Genomic DNA, 12,967 nt, shown 5'->3' with positions numbered 1-12,967 from the left:
GGCCCCACGGGGGTGAGCCAGGCGGCCAGGCCCACGGCGAGGCTCAGCAGGGCGCTCACGGCGGTGGTGCGTCCGGGGGCGAGCCACGGTCCGGCCTTGGCCGTGAGGGCGCGGGCCAGAAGCCACACGTTGAGCCAGGACGAGAGCGAGGTCGCCAGGGCCAGCCCCACGTGCCCCAGGGGGAACATGAGCGTGGCGCCCAGGGCAACGTTGGCCAGCATGGACCAGAAGCCCGCGCGCACGGGGGTTCTGGTGTCGTGCAGGGCGTAGAAGGCCGAGACCAGGGGGCGCACGCAGGCGAAGGCGGGCAGCCCGGCGGCATAGGCCACCAGTGCGCGGGCCGTGGCGTCGGCGGCCTCGGGGGTGAAGGCCCCCCGGCCGAAGAGCACGTCCACCATGGGCCAGGCCAGAGCCGCCAGCCCCGCCGTGGCTGGCAGGCAGATGAAGAGCGTGAGGCGCAGCGAGGCCATGAGCGTGCGCCTGAACTCCCCGTGCTCGCCTGCGGCGGCCAGGCGCGCCAGGCTGGGCAGGGCCACGGTGCCCACGGCCACACCGAAGACGCCCAGGGGGAACTGCACCAGCCTGTCGGCGTAGTACAGGGCCGAGATGGACCCAGCCGCCAGGAACGATGCCAACAGCGTTCCCACCAGGATGTTGAGCTGGTAGATGGCCGCGCCGAACACCGTGGGCAGCATGAGCCTGCCCATGCGCACCACTCCCGGGTCCAGGAGTCGCCAGGGGCCGATCCAGGAGAAGCCGAAGCGCTTGAGGGCTGGCTGCTGCATGAGCATCTGGCCCATGCCGCCCGCAAGCACGGACCAGGCCAGGGCCTGGGGCACGTCCAGGCCGAAGAGCCAGGCCACTCCGCAGCCCAGGATGATCACGGTGTTCAATTCGCTGGTTGCCAGGGCCGGGGCCAGGAAGTGGCCCATGGCGTTGAGCGCGCCCATGCACAGGGCCACGACGGAGATCTGGATGATGTAGGGGAAGACGATGCGCACGAGCCCGGCGGTGAGTTCCATCAGGGCCGGATCGTCGGCGAAGCCCGGCGCCACCAGGTAGGTGATGGGCCGGGCGAAGGCCATGGCCAGGGCCGTGACGACCCCCAGCACGGCCAGGAGCCAGACCAGGGCCGAGCGGGTCATGGCGAAAGCGGCTTCGTCGCCTTGTTTTTCGCGCAGGTCCGAAAACACGGGCACGAAGGCCATGGTCATGGAGCCTTCGGCGAAGAGGCGGCGCAGGGTGTTGGGCAGGCGGTAGGCCACGTAGAAGGCGTCTGCGGCGGGTCCCGCGCCCAGCACGAAGGCCACCACCACGTCCCGGAAGAAGCCCAGCACGCGCGAGAGGAGCGTGGCCCCCCCCACAACCGAGGCGTCCTTGGCGATCTGCTTGAGGTGATTGCTCATGGGCTAAGGTGTTTACTTGAAAGCGGCAGCAGTGCCAATGCTCAACGGGTTGCGGTTGGCGCATAGCGCTTGGTGCATATTGCGGGTGGTTTCGGCCTTGACCGGCGCACGTTGGTTCCGACAGGCAGCCGCATGGCTGGTCGCTTGGCGTGATCGGTGGTCGATCCTTCATGCCTGAGGAGAGGGGCGGCAGCCTGTTCATCCGTCAGCTCATCCTCGCAGGTTGTGCATAGAAGAACGCGAATCAGGCAGGCTGATGAATGTGGCATGGACGATTTGATGTCCGCCTCACCAATGTTGCGGCGGATGGTATGAGCGTATGGCTTCCGGACAGGTATGGTATCGGCCTGCGTGATGATGCCTATATCTACATGGAATCATAATCGATTTGTTCTGGCGGATGGTTTCTGAGTATCTGGAGGGCCATTCATCGGCGGAAATCGGTGGTTATGGACGCAAAGGACACAGCAGCCGGTTTCATGCGGCGCTAGAGAATCCATGATGAGCAGTGTGCCGGTATTCAACGCAGTCAACGCCCGGAAGGCGTTCGTCCTCCCCTCCGGGCGGCGCGAGCCGGTGCTGGACGGAGTAAGCCTCTCGGCGTTCAAGGGGGAGATCGTCACCATCCTCGGGCCTAGCGGGTGCGGCAAGTCGACCTTGCTGCTGGCATGCGCCGGGCTGGAGACCCTGGACGAGGGCAGCGTTTCCGTGGAGGGCGTTCCCCCCGGGGCTTCGGCCACGGCCATGGTCTTCCAGGATTTCCTGCTTTTTCCCTGGCGGACGGTGTTGGACAACGTCGCCTTCGGGCTGCAGGTCCACGGCATGGGGCTGGCGCGGGGCAGGGAACGGGCCATGGAGCTGCTGCGGCTGGTCGGCCTGGAAGATTCCGCCAGACGCCACCCTTTCGAGCTCTCCGGCGGCATGCGCCAGCGTGTGGGCATCGCGCGGGCGCTGGCCGTGGAGCCTGCGCTTCTGCTCATGGACGAACCCTTCGGCGCGTTGGACGCCATGACCCGCGAGGCCATGCAGATCGAACTCCTGCGCCTGCGCGACGCCACGGGGCTGACCGTGCTCTTCGTCACCCATTCGGTCCCCGAGGCCGTGCTGGTGGGCGACCGGGCGCTGGTGATGAGCCCCCGCCCCGCGCGGGTGCTCGCGGAGCTGATCATCGACCTGCCCAGGCCGCGCACCCCGGACATGCTCACCAGCGACCGTTTCAAGGCCCTGGAGCGCCAGCTGCGCGCGGCGTTGCGCCAGGGCGACGCGCAACCCTGAAATTATACGGGACACGTCTATGAACCCGACTCTCCGGCGTCTCGCCATGCCGCTGGCCTTGCTGGTGTTTTGGCAGATCGTCGCCTCCCAGAAGCTCGTGGACCCCTTCTTCTTTCCGCCGCCCCTGAAAATCTTCCAGGCGCTCGTCAAGCTGTTCACCCACGAGAACCTCCTGGGACAGATCGGCATCAGCCTGGGGAGGGCCACGCTGGGCTTCGCCCTGGCCACCGTGGCCGGATTGGCCCTGGGGCTGGCCATCGCGGCCTCCCGCGTCCTGGAGGACCTGCTGGACCCGCTGATAGAGTACATCCGGCCCATCTCGACGTTCGCGCTGGTGCCGGTGCTCATCGTCTGGTTCGGCATCGGGGAGACCTCCAAGGTGCTGCTGATCTTCAAGTCCTGCTTTTTCCCCATCGCGCTCAACACCATCGCGGGCATCAAGGGGGTGGACGGCAAGCTCATCCTGGCCGCGCGCTCCTTCGGGGCCAAGGGGTGGTTCCTTTGGCGGCACGTGCTCATCCCGGCCGCCATGCCCACCATCTGCACCGGGCTTCGCATTTCCATCGGCATGGCCATGCTCTCCATCGTCGGTGTGGAGATGCTCTCGTCAGACTCCGGCCTGGGGTACCTGGTCATCGATTCGCAGCGGGTTTTCGCCACGGACAAGATGTTCGCGGGCATCGTGATCATATCGGTCATCGGCTACAGCCTGGACCGGGCGGCCAAGTCCCTGGAGGCCGTCGCCCTGTCCTGGCACAAACGCGCCTCGCTGGAGGGCGGGCGCTCCTAAACCTGGAGGTGATGTCGCATGCGGAGGGTTTCGGGAATGGCGGTGTTGCTGGTTCTGCTGCTGACCTGCGCGGGTCAGGCGGCGGATTTGCCGGTGATCCGCCTCTCTTACGGCAAGTTCATCGACGACCTGCCCTTCTATGTGGGGGTGGAGAAAGGGTTCTTCGAGGCGGAAGGCGTCCGGGTGGAGCTGGTGGAGCTCAAGGGCGAGACCAACATCATGGCCGCGGCCATGCGCGGGGACATCGACGGCGGCAACATCGACGTGCCCGCCTCGTTCCATGCCGTGAAGCAGGGGCTTCCCATCCGGGTGGTCTCCTGGTTCGGCCAGGCCCACAAGGGCACCAAGTGCGGCCTGCACGTGCCCGTCGACTCGCCGGTGAAGAACCTGGGGGACCTCAAGGGCAGGCGCGTGGCCTCGGCCGGGTCCATCACCACGAAGCTCATGCTGGGCGAGGGGCTGCGCCAGTTCGGCCTGACCCAGGCCGACATCGAGCAGGTCGCGGGCATGAAACTGGACGAGCCCATGAAGTTCGAAGCGGCCCTCAAGGCGGGGGCGGTGGATTTCGTCATCACTTGAGACCCTGTCACTGCCATGCTGGAGATGCATGGCGTCAGCCGCCTTGTGGCGTCGTTCAACGACGTGATTCCCGGTTTCGTGTTTTCCGGCGTCTTTTTCCCCGAGAAAACGCTCTCGGAGAAGCCCGAGCAGGTACGGGCCTTCCTGCGCGGGCTGGTTCGGTCCTTCGAGTTCATGCGCACAGACGAGGCCCAGGCGCGCGAGTTCATTCCCAAGTACGTGAAGGTGGAGCGCGAGGTGGCCTTCGCCTCGGCCCTGCGAGACTTCTCCGGGAACGGCCGTGTCCCGGACAGCCAGTTGGAGAAACAATTGGGCCTCATGCGGGACTTCAAGCTCATCGACGAGATGGTCCCGGTGGGCAACGTGGTGGACTATTCCTTCCTGCCGACACGCTGAGCGGCCGGAAGGGACAATGCGGGGCCGGCTGCGGCCCCGCATCCAAAAATCGAGCGGCGACGCTCCAGCCCGAAACGGAACATGGCCATGAGTTCAAGAGTCTACGGGATCGACATCGGTTCGCGCACCATCGGGCTCGTCGCGTTGGGCGAGGAGGGTGTCGAACACTCGCTGACCGTGCCCACCACATACGACGTGCTGAAACAGTGTCGCGCCGTCCTCGATGGCGTGAGCGGCTGTCTCGCGGTGGCCACCGGGTACGGGCGCAAGCTTTTCCTGAAGGAGTTCGGTGCCCTTGGACACTTCGGGCGAGTGCTGGACACCACGGAGATCCAGGCGCACGCCCTGGGCGCGCGGGCGTTGTTCCCCGCCGCGCGCACGGTGCTCGACATCGGCGGCCAGGACACCAAGGTCATCGCCATGACCCCGGGCGGCAAGGTGGCCCGGTTCGAGATGAACGACCGCTGCGCCGCCGGAACGGGAAAATTCCTGGAGTTCATGGCCACGGCGTTGCAGACGCCGCTCGACCGGTTCGGAGGTTTCGCCCTGGGGGCGGACAAGCGGATCGCCATCAGTTCCATGTGCACGGTGTTCGCCGAAACCGAGGCCACCACGCTCATGGCCCTGGGGGAGCGCGCCGAGAACATCGCCATGGGGTTGCATCTGGCCATCGCCGGGCGGGTCCAGGCCATGATCGGTCGCATCGGGTGCGAGCCGCCTCTGGTCTTCACGGGCGGCGTGGCCCGCAATCCCTGCATCGTCCGGCTGCTGGAGGAGGGCCTTGGCGTGTCGCCCCTCATCCCCCGGGACCCCGACCTCGTGGGAGCGCTCGGCGCGGCCCTGCACGGAAAAGCCCTTTTGAGCAAGCAAACAAGCCTGGAGGCAGTGTGAGAGCAGCAAGCCTGGAGCGCTTCGACGGGTTGGCGGACCGTTTTCTGGCGGACATCGAACCGCTGAAGGATGCCGGAGCCCTGGTGGTCGGCATCTACTGCACCTATGCGCCCCGGGAGCTGGTCCGCGCCGCAGGTGCGCTGCCCGTGGGGCTCTGCGGCAAGAAACAGGCCCCGATCCCGGCGGCGGAAAAGACGCTCCCGGCCAACCTCTGCCCCCTGATCAAGTCCAGCTACGGCTACGCGATCACAGGGACCTGCCCCTACTTCGCGGCCACAGACCTTCTGGTGGGTGAAACCACCTGCGACGGAAAGAAGAAGATGTATGAATTCCTGGGCGCGGTGAAACCCATGCACATCATGCATCTTCCCTTTGCGACAGGGGCGGTCCAGGAGGAGTACTGGACGCAGGAGGTCCGCCGTTTCAAGGAATTTCTGGAGTCCCAGACCGGCAACCGCATCACCGAGGACGCCCTGCGCGAGGAAATCCGCATCCACAATGACGTGCGCCGTCTGCTGGCGCGCGTGCTCAGGCTCTCCTCCGGCACATGCTCCCCCCTGAGCGGGCTGGACATGATGGCCGTCTGCGAGGCCAAGAGCTACATCGCGGACCCGCGCGCCTACGCCGCCATCCTGCGCGATCTGGCGGCGGAACTGGAGGGCATGGCCAAGGCGGGGCAGTACGGCGTGTCGCCTGGGTCCAGGCGGATCCTCCTGACCGGCTGCCCGGTGGGACGCGGCTCGGAGAAGGTGGTGCGGCTGCTGGAGGAGAGCGGGGCCGTGGTGGTGGCCGCCGAGAATTGCTCGGGCGTCAAGAGCTTCGACCTCCTGGTGGACGAAACGGGGGACCCCTTGGAAGCGCTTGCGCGGCGCACCCTGCGCATCCCCTGCTCCGTCATGACGCCCAATGCGGGCAGGCTCGCCCTGCTCGACCGGCTGACGGATGAGTTCCGGCCCGAAGGCGTGGTCGACCTCACATGGCAGTGCTGCCACACCTACAATGTGGAATCCCCCGTGGTGCAGGGGCACATGCTGCAAAAGCATGGATTGCAGACGCTGCACATCGAAACGGACTATTCCGAGGCCGACACCGAGCAGCTCCGGACCAGGATCGAGGCCTTCCTGGAACTGCTGTAGGCGGCTGGAGCGCATGCCGACCGGGCGTGTGGATTCACGTTCACCGTGCCGAGTGTCCGTTCTCTGATCCTTCGCTCCAAAGGCCCCAGCCGAAGGCGGCATGACGGCATCGATTTCCGGGAGGGGGCAGCCCGGCTGGGCGTATTCGCACCTTGTCGCCGACTACCAGAAGATGCGCCGGAAGCAGTCGAAGAGCCCCTGGGCCGAGGTCTCGTCGTCGGGCCTGGGGGCCTGGCGCATCTTGGCCTCGCGCTCCTGGAAGACGCGGGTGACGTTGGCCACCAGATGGGGGTTCTTGTCCATCACGCCCCGGAAGGCTTCGCGGTCCAGCTCCAGGCAGCGCACGGGGGTCGCGGCGGTCACGTCGGCCTGGCGGGGCTCGCCCGTGAGCAGGGCCATCTCGCCGAACAGGTCGCCCTGTCCCAGCCGGGTCAGCTCCCGGCCGTCGCGCGCCACGGCCACCTCGCCCTCGGCGATGAGGAACATGGTGGTCCCGCCCTGACCCTGCGACACGATGGAGGCCCCGGGCGGGTAAGTACGAACGGCCGCGCACTGCACGATGAGTTCCAGTTCCTCCTCGCGCATGCCCTCCAGGAGCCCCACGCCGCTCAGGAGCGCCGTGAGGTCGGCGTGCCTCGGGGGCGTCTTGCGCGGCCCGCTCACGAGCCTGCGGCGGGCCATGGGGAACTCGATGCCCTGTTTGTGGAATTCATACCACACGGCCGAGAGCACCTCGCTGCGCGCGGCGTAGATGTCCTCGTAGTCGTCCACGTAGAAGACCAGGCGGTAGAGGGCGTGGTCCAGGGTGATCTCGGCCAGGCGCACGCGGGGCGCGCGGTTCTTCGAGACCAGGGGGGCCTTGCGCAGCACATCCTCAAGGGCGCTCTTCACGCGCACGGGCGGGGCGGCCAGGGGCGCGGGCACGGGCACAACCAGGCTCACCTCCGGGAAGGGCTCGGTGAAGTTGACCACGCGTTCCTTGGCCACGGCGTTGTTGGGCAGGAGCACCTGGTTTCCCGAGAAGGTGGTCAGCTTGGTGTAGCGCCACGTGACCTCGGTGACCTGGCCTTCCAGTTCGCCCACCTTGATCCAGTCGCCGATCTTGAAGGGCTTCTCCGTCTGGATGAGCAGCCCCGAGAAGAGGCTGCCGATGGTGTCCTGCATGGAAAAGCCCACCACGGCCGTGAGGATGGCCGAGGAGGTGAGCAGGGAGCTTACGTCCACGCCCAGGACGCTGCGCAGGCCGTAGCCCACCAGGAAGAGCGTCATGGCGAAGGAGAGCAGGTTCAGGAGGATCCGGTTGGGCGGCCGCTTCTGGATGCGCGCGAGCCAGACCCCGGCGTAGAGGTCGTGCAGGAAGGCCCGGAAGGCCAGCCAGATCACCACCCCGTGGAGGACCATCACGAAGGTGGCCCAGGTGTCGCGCAGCACCTGCACCTCCAGCACGCGCAACGCCGCCAGGACCACGAGCCACTTGATCAGGGAGAGCGCACCGGCGGCCCCCTTGCCCGCGAAGCGCGACTGGAGAACCTGGAGCAGCAGGGCGGCCGCGCAGAGGCCGGCGACGAGGGTCAGGGAGGAGGGGCTGGCCAGTTCGAAGGCATGCAGGAGGTCGAGCACGGGGGTGGTCATGGGGGCGCAGTGTAGCGGCCCCGACGCGCAAGGCAACGGTTTTTTCTTGCCCCCGCCCCGCCGGTGCGCTACCCGCCCGGCGTGGCAAAGCACAAAGAGAGACCCGCGCCCGAATCCCTGGGCCTGCCGTGCGTCGGCGTGGAGACCCACGCCCACCTGGACTACAAGCGTCTGGACCCCGAGGCCCTGCCAGGCCTTCTGGAGCGCGCCCGGAGGGCGGGCATCGCCCGCCTGGGCAACGTGTTCCTGGGCGTGGAGGCCTACCGGGCCAACGCCCCCGTGCTGGGGGCCTATCCGGAAGTGTTCTTCCTGCTGGGCGTGCATCCCAACGACGCGGGAGAAGCCGACATCCGCCACGTGGCCGACATGGCGGACCTCTTCGCCGGGGAGCCTCGCCTGCGGGCCGTGGGCGAAATCGGCCTGGACTTCTACTGGAAGGACACGCCCCCCCAGGTGCAGGAGCGCTTCTTCCGCGAGCAGCTGGCCCTGGCCCGTGAGCTGGGACGCCCCGTGGCCGTGCACAGCCGCGACGCCGCCGCCGAGACACTGCGCGTGCTCGACGACTCGGGGCTGGAGGGCGAGCAGGTGCTCTGGCACTGCTTCGGCGGCGCACCCGACCTGGCCGTGGAGCTGATCCACCGGGGCTATACGGTTTCCATCCCCGGCCCCGTGACCTATGCGAAAAACGAGGACCTGCGCCGGGCCGTGTCCATCCTGGAGCTGGACCGGCTGGTCCTCGAGTCCGACGCGCCGTTCCTGACGCCAGAGCCCTACCGGGGACGCCCCAACGAGCCTGCCTACAACGTCTTCACGGCCCAGGCCGTGGCCCGCATCAAGGGCCTGGAGACCGCCGACCTCTGGCGGCTGGCCGGGGAGAACGCCCGGCGCTTCTTCGGGCTGGACTGAGAGCGGACGCCCGCGTTCAGCGGCTGCGGCCGCCGGGAGAATGGAGGGCGGTGTCGTTGACTGCCCACGGCTCTGCCCACGGCCTTGCTCCTGGGGGGAGGCTGTGCCATGATGAAGAGTACGCGTCCTCCAGGAGGGACCCCATGTTCCGCTCGACCTCGATCGCGCTGACGGCCGCCCTGCTGTTCGCCTTGACTGGCGACTGCCAGGCCCAGTCCCCCGGAGGGGACGCCCTGGCTTCGGCGCTTCTCGCCGCGCCCGTGCCGCAGGACGGCACTGTCGCGCGCGATCCGGCGAGACTGGGGACCTTCTTCGCCTTCGATCCTGCCGACCGCAGCGGTAGCCGGGTCGCACTCTCCTCCGGTCAGAAGGACCCTGAGGATGTGGTGGTCCCGGGCAGGCCGGGCGAAGGGAGCATCGAACCGCCCGGCCAGCAAGAGGGCGGGCCGCGTTTCTTCGCCTACGATCCGGCATTCGGCGCGGGCCGCTGAGACGGTCCGGCGCGCACGCTGCGGCAGGGGGCCGGGCCAGGCAGGTGGAGCGCTGGACGCGTCCCGCCCCGAAACGTTCAGGCCGGGACAGACGCACGGCGAGCCAGTGCCGCCCCGGACGCACGCCGCGAACGGCCACGGTCCTGACGCCTACGGCCGGTTCCCCGGCTAGCAGTTGAAAAAGTCGATTCTTGCAGCCTGTTCAAAAAACTCGCTGGCAAGGCGCTGGGAAAAAGCCAAGCCCGAAGCGTATTTCTCATACGGGAGGGTTTGGCTTTTTCCCTGCAACGCAGCCAGCGAGGATTTTTCAGCAGGCTGCTAGGATTCCTTGTTCTTGCGCTTCTGGAGGAGCAGACGGCGGTTGAGGGCCTGGCGCGTGATGCCGAGCATCCTGGCGGCGCGGCTCTGGCTGCCGCCCGCGCGCTCCAGTGCTTCGCGGATCAGGCGCTCCTCGGCCTGCTTGAGGGTGGGCACGGGTTCGCCCGGTTCGGCGGCTCGCGGCCCCGATCCGTTCGTTCCGGCGCTTTCGGGCTCCGGGGCGCCCGCCTCGATCACACTCGGGAAAATTCCCTGTCCGGCCTGGGGCCTGGCCTGGCCCACCCAGGCCTGGAAGGGCTCCAGGGAGGCCTGATCCGCCTCGCACAGAGCCACGGCGTTGAAGACCATGGCCTCCAGTTCGCGCACGTTGCCCGGGAAGGGATGGGCGCGCAGGAGCTCCGTCAGCCCGTCCGGCGCGGCGGGGGCGGGCTTGCCCAGACGCTGGGCGGCCTTGGCGAGGAAATGGGCGCACAGGGGTTCCAGATCGTCCAGACGCTCGCGCAGGGGGGGCACGCTCACCCGGTGGGTGCGCAGGCGGAAGAACAGGTCGCTGCGGAAGCGCCCCTCGTCGATGAGCCGCTCCAGGGGCTGGTTGGTGGCCACCACCACCCGGGCCTCCATGGCCTTGAGCGTGTCCGAGCCCAGCGGGTAGTATTCGCGCTCCTGGAGCAGTCGCAAAAGCTTGAGCTGCGAGGCCTTCTCCAGATCTCCGATCTCGTCCAGGAAGAGCGTGCCCCCGGCTGCCTCCTCGATGAGGCCCCGGCGGCCCACGCTGGCCCCGGTGAAGGCCCCCTTCTTGTGGCCGAAGAGAGTGTCGGAGAACATGGCGTCGTCGAGCCCGGCCACGTTCACGCCCACGAACTTGCCCGCGTGGCCGCTGGCCGCATGGATCACCCGGGCCACCATCTCCTTGCCCACGCCCGTCTCGCCCGTCACCAGCACCGGCTCGTCGGACCCGGCCACGGCCTCCAGGTAGGCCAAAAGCCCTTTCATGCGGGCGTTGACCGTGACGATGCGCGAGAGGGGGCTGTCCTCGCCGCCGGGGGCTCCGGGGGCGCTCTCGGCCTGGCGCGGCGCGCGCCCCCTGGCCTCCTGGCCGGAGTCCAGGGCGTGGCGCACCGCCGAGAGCAGGTGGGCGCGGTCCACGGGCTTCACCAGGTAGTTCACGGAGCCCGCGCGCATGCAGCGCACGGCCGTCTCCACCTCGTCGTAGCCCGTGACGATGATCACCGGGATGTGCGGGTAGTCCTTCTTGATGAACTCCAGCACGTCCTCGCCCTTCATCTGGGGCATGCCCAGGTCGAGCATCACCAGGGAGACCTCCTGGCGGGCCAGGATGGAGCGCACCTGGCGGGGGTCGGCGCAGCGGATGGTGTTGGTGAGCCCGGAATAGCGCAGGTTGAGGTCGTAGCTGCGCAGGGCCTGCTCCTCGTCGTCCACGAGGAGGATGGGAAGCGGGGGGACGGGCAGGGCGCTCACGGATCAGCTCTCTCCGGCGGCCGGGGGCAGGGCCACGCCGGCCGTGGTCCCCTTGCCGGGCTGCGAGGCGATCTCCAGGCGTCCGCCGTGCTCGCGGGCGATGGAGAGCGAGATGGAGAGGCCCAGGCCCGTGCCGCCCTGGTCGCGCTTGGTGGAGAAGAAGGGCTCGGTGACCATGGGCAGGTCCTCGGGACGGATGCCCACGCCCTCGTCGCGCACCTCGATGATTACGTCGCCGGTGTCGTCCTGGCGCAGGGTCTCGATCTCGATGCCCTGGTGCGGGCCGGTGAGGGCGTGGCAGGCGTTCTGCACGAGGTTCACCACGATCTGCTCCAGACGCTGCCTGCGCCCGCGCACCAGGGGCAGGCCCGAGCCGTAGCGCACGGCCAGGCGGCTGGTGTGCATGCCGATGGTCTTGCTCATGAGCAGCACCGCCGACTGCACCACGTCGTTGACCGAAAGGATCTCGTAGCCGCCCTCGATGTCCTTGCGGGCGTAGTCCTTGAGCTGGCGCACGAAGTCCCGGATGCGCTCGGAGCCCTCGATGATGCCCTGCAGGAGTTGCGGCACGTCCCGGGTCAGGGCCTCCAGGGGCAGTTCGCCGGGTTCCCGGCCCTGGCGCTCCAGGGCCGGGACCACGCCGTGCCAGAGCTCCAGCGCCAGCGGGGCGTTGAGCATGATGAAGTTGTTGGGGTTGCTGATCTCGTGGGCCACCTCGGAGACCAGGGTGCCCAGGGAGACCAGGCGGTCGGCGTGCATGAACTGCGATTCCGTGACCTTCTGCCCCGTCACGTCCAGGCCTGTGGCCTGGTAGTCCTTGATGTGGCCGGTCTTGTAGAAGAAGCCCTGGATGATCCAGCGCAGGAAGCGGGGCGGTCCGTCCTGGGGGGGCTGGGCCGACTGGTACTCCAGTTCGGCGATGGGGTTGTCGCTGGTGATGGAGACCACGGCGCGGCCGAAGCGTTCGCGGGCGTCGGGCTCGATGAGTTCCAGGAAGTCCGCGCCCACGGCCTCCTGGCGCTCCAGGCCGAAGTGGCGGGCGGCCGCCTGGTTGGCGTAGGTGAGGCTCCAGTCGGGCAGGAAGCAGCAGATGAGGTCCGGCCGGGTCTCCACGATGGACTGGTAGAGGTTCTTGCGGTTGAGCAGCCCTTCGATGGCCACCTTGTAGCGGGTCACGTTGTCCACCAGCAGGCGGTGGCAGGCCCTCCCTTCGACCAGCAGGGGGTCCACCCGCACGCGCGTCCAGGCCAGGCTGCCGTCGGCCATGGCGATGGGCTTGTCCATGTCGTGCCAGAAGCCGGGGCGGCCCAGGAGCTGATCCAGGTCCTCGCAGACGCCCAGGCAGAACACCGAGAGCACGTCCTGGAAGTTCATGAGCGCCAGGTCCGAGGGGCGGCATTCCGTGAGTGAGAAGAACTCGCGGTTGGCGTAGAGCACGCCCTGGTCCGTCCCGGCCACGAGCACGGCCATGGGAAACGCGCCGTAGAGCGGGTCCAGGCCTTGATGGAGCGGGAAGGTCTGCAGGGGGTGCGTCATCGGATGATGTGGCGCGGACCGGGTGACCCCAATCCGACGTTTTCTGCCGACTAAAACAATCGGGATCAAGAGGCAAGGCGCAAGGCCGTGGGAGACGTGCTCCTTCGGGGCGGCGCGGCGTCCGGCAGGGCC

At 68.0% G+C, this 12,967-nt stretch carries 12 protein-coding genes; 8 read left to right on the top strand and 4 right to left on the bottom strand.

The genetic code is table 11. The features are described 5' to 3' along the window. On the bottom strand, nucleotides 1-1,406 hold a 1,406-nt coding region (murJ, locus tag ACV4UX_RS04615), incomplete at its 3' end, for a murein biosynthesis integral membrane protein MurJ (protein WP_491592148.1). A gap of 498 nt (nucleotides 1,407-1,904) precedes the next feature. On the opposite strand from murJ, the gene ACV4UX_RS04610 reads away from it, so the two are divergent. The 6 genes from ACV4UX_RS04610 to ACV4UX_RS04585 all read left to right on the top strand — a co-directional run bounded on the left by ACV4UX_RS04610 (nucleotide 1,905) and on the right by ACV4UX_RS04585 (nucleotide 6,473). Next, a complete protein-coding gene (locus tag ACV4UX_RS04610) occupies nucleotides 1,905-2,681 on the top strand; it encodes an ABC transporter ATP-binding protein (RefSeq protein WP_491592147.1) in 777 nt (258 codons plus the stop codon). Nucleotides 2,682-2,700: 19 nt separating this feature from the next. Continuing rightward, on the top strand, nucleotides 2,701-3,471 hold the full coding sequence (locus ACV4UX_RS04605) for an ABC transporter permease (RefSeq protein WP_491592146.1): 771 nt from the start codon (nucleotides 2,701-2,703) through the stop codon (nucleotides 3,469-3,471). 36 nt (nucleotides 3,472-3,507) lie between these two features. Further along, on the top strand, nucleotides 3,508-4,050 hold the full coding sequence (locus tag ACV4UX_RS04600; RefSeq protein WP_491592145.1) for an ABC transporter substrate-binding protein: 543 nt from the start codon (nucleotides 3,508-3,510) through the stop codon (nucleotides 4,048-4,050). 15 nt (nucleotides 4,051-4,065) lie between these two features. Further along, a complete protein-coding gene (locus tag ACV4UX_RS04595) occupies nucleotides 4,066-4,446 on the top strand; it encodes an ABC transporter substrate-binding protein (protein ID WP_491592144.1) in 381 nt (126 codons plus the stop codon). An 87-nt stretch (nucleotides 4,447-4,533) separates the two neighbouring features. Next, a complete protein-coding gene (locus tag ACV4UX_RS04590) occupies nucleotides 4,534-5,337 on the top strand; it encodes an acyl-CoA dehydratase activase (RefSeq protein ID WP_491592143.1) in 804 nt (267 codons plus the stop codon). Next, nucleotides 5,334-6,473 carry a double-cubane-cluster-containing anaerobic reductase gene (locus ACV4UX_RS04585; RefSeq protein WP_491592142.1) on the top strand — a complete coding sequence of 380 codons (1,140 nt, stop codon included), beginning with the start codon at nucleotides 5,334-5,336 and terminating at the stop codon, nucleotides 6,471-6,473. The genes ACV4UX_RS04590 and ACV4UX_RS04585 overlap by 4 nt, the downstream gene beginning before the upstream one ends. Nucleotides 6,474-6,635: 162 nt before the next feature. On the opposite strand, the gene ACV4UX_RS04580 is transcribed toward ACV4UX_RS04585, so the two are convergent. Further along, the gene (locus ACV4UX_RS04580; RefSeq protein WP_491592141.1) at nucleotides 6,636-8,105 is read right to left on the bottom strand and encodes a cyclic nucleotide-binding domain-containing protein; all 1,470 of its coding nucleotides are present in this window, start codon (nucleotides 8,103-8,105) and stop codon (nucleotides 6,636-6,638) included. Nucleotides 8,106-8,186: 81 nt separating this feature from the next. On the opposite strand from ACV4UX_RS04580, the gene ACV4UX_RS04575 reads away from it, so the two are divergent. Both ACV4UX_RS04575 and ACV4UX_RS04570 read left to right on the top strand, forming a co-directional pair. Beyond that, a complete protein-coding gene (locus tag ACV4UX_RS04575; protein WP_491592140.1) occupies nucleotides 8,187-9,011 on the top strand; it encodes a TatD family hydrolase in 825 nt (274 codons plus the stop codon). 143 nt (nucleotides 9,012-9,154) lie between these two features. Then, nucleotides 9,155-9,502, top strand: coding sequence for a hypothetical protein (locus tag ACV4UX_RS04570; RefSeq protein WP_491592139.1), 348 nt, complete (start codon nucleotides 9,155-9,157; stop codon nucleotides 9,500-9,502). 318 nt (nucleotides 9,503-9,820) lie between these two features. Here ACV4UX_RS04570 and ACV4UX_RS04565 read toward each other — a convergent pair whose 3' ends face one another. After that, nucleotides 9,821-11,299 (bottom strand): sigma-54-dependent transcriptional regulator, encoded by a 1,479-nt coding sequence (locus ACV4UX_RS04565; protein WP_491592138.1) that lies wholly within the window; start codon nucleotides 11,297-11,299, stop codon nucleotides 9,821-9,823. A 3-nt stretch (nucleotides 11,300-11,302) separates the two neighbouring features. Continuing rightward, nucleotides 11,303-12,835: a PAS domain-containing sensor histidine kinase gene (locus ACV4UX_RS04560; RefSeq protein ID WP_491592137.1), complete on the bottom strand. Its 1,533-nt coding sequence runs from the start codon at nucleotides 12,833-12,835 to the stop codon at nucleotides 11,303-11,305. Nucleotides 12,836-12,967 lie beyond the last annotated feature (132 nt).

Source organism: Fundidesulfovibrio sp. (assembly GCF_058402725.1).
Note: the sequence above shows the minus strand (reverse complement) of the source record. Positions and strands in the feature narration are given on the sequence as shown.

Coding starts and splice junctions, on each gene's coding strand:
- ACV4UX_RS04610 (WP_491592147.1), top strand. CDS start 1,905: ATGATGAGCAGTGTGCCGGTATTCAACGCAGTCAACGCCCGGAAGGCG.
- ACV4UX_RS04605 (WP_491592146.1), top strand. CDS start 2,701: ATGAACCCGACTCTCCGGCGTCTCGCCATGCCGCTGGCCTTGCTGGTG.
- ACV4UX_RS04600 (WP_491592145.1), top strand. CDS start 3,508: ATGGCGGTGTTGCTGGTTCTGCTGCTGACCTGCGCGGGTCAGGCGGCG.
- ACV4UX_RS04595 (WP_491592144.1), top strand. CDS start 4,066: ATGCTGGAGATGCATGGCGTCAGCCGCCTTGTGGCGTCGTTCAACGAC.
- ACV4UX_RS04590 (WP_491592143.1), top strand. CDS start 4,534: ATGAGTTCAAGAGTCTACGGGATCGACATCGGTTCGCGCACCATCGGG.
- ACV4UX_RS04580 (WP_491592141.1), bottom strand. CDS start 8,105: ATGACCACCCCCGTGCTCGACCTCCTGCATGCCTTCGAACTGGCCAGC.
- ACV4UX_RS04570 (WP_491592139.1), top strand. CDS start 9,155: ATGTTCCGCTCGACCTCGATCGCGCTGACGGCCGCCCTGCTGTTCGCC.
- ACV4UX_RS04560 (WP_491592137.1), bottom strand. CDS start 12,835: ATGACGCACCCCCTGCAGACCTTCCCGCTCCATCAAGGCCTGGACCCG.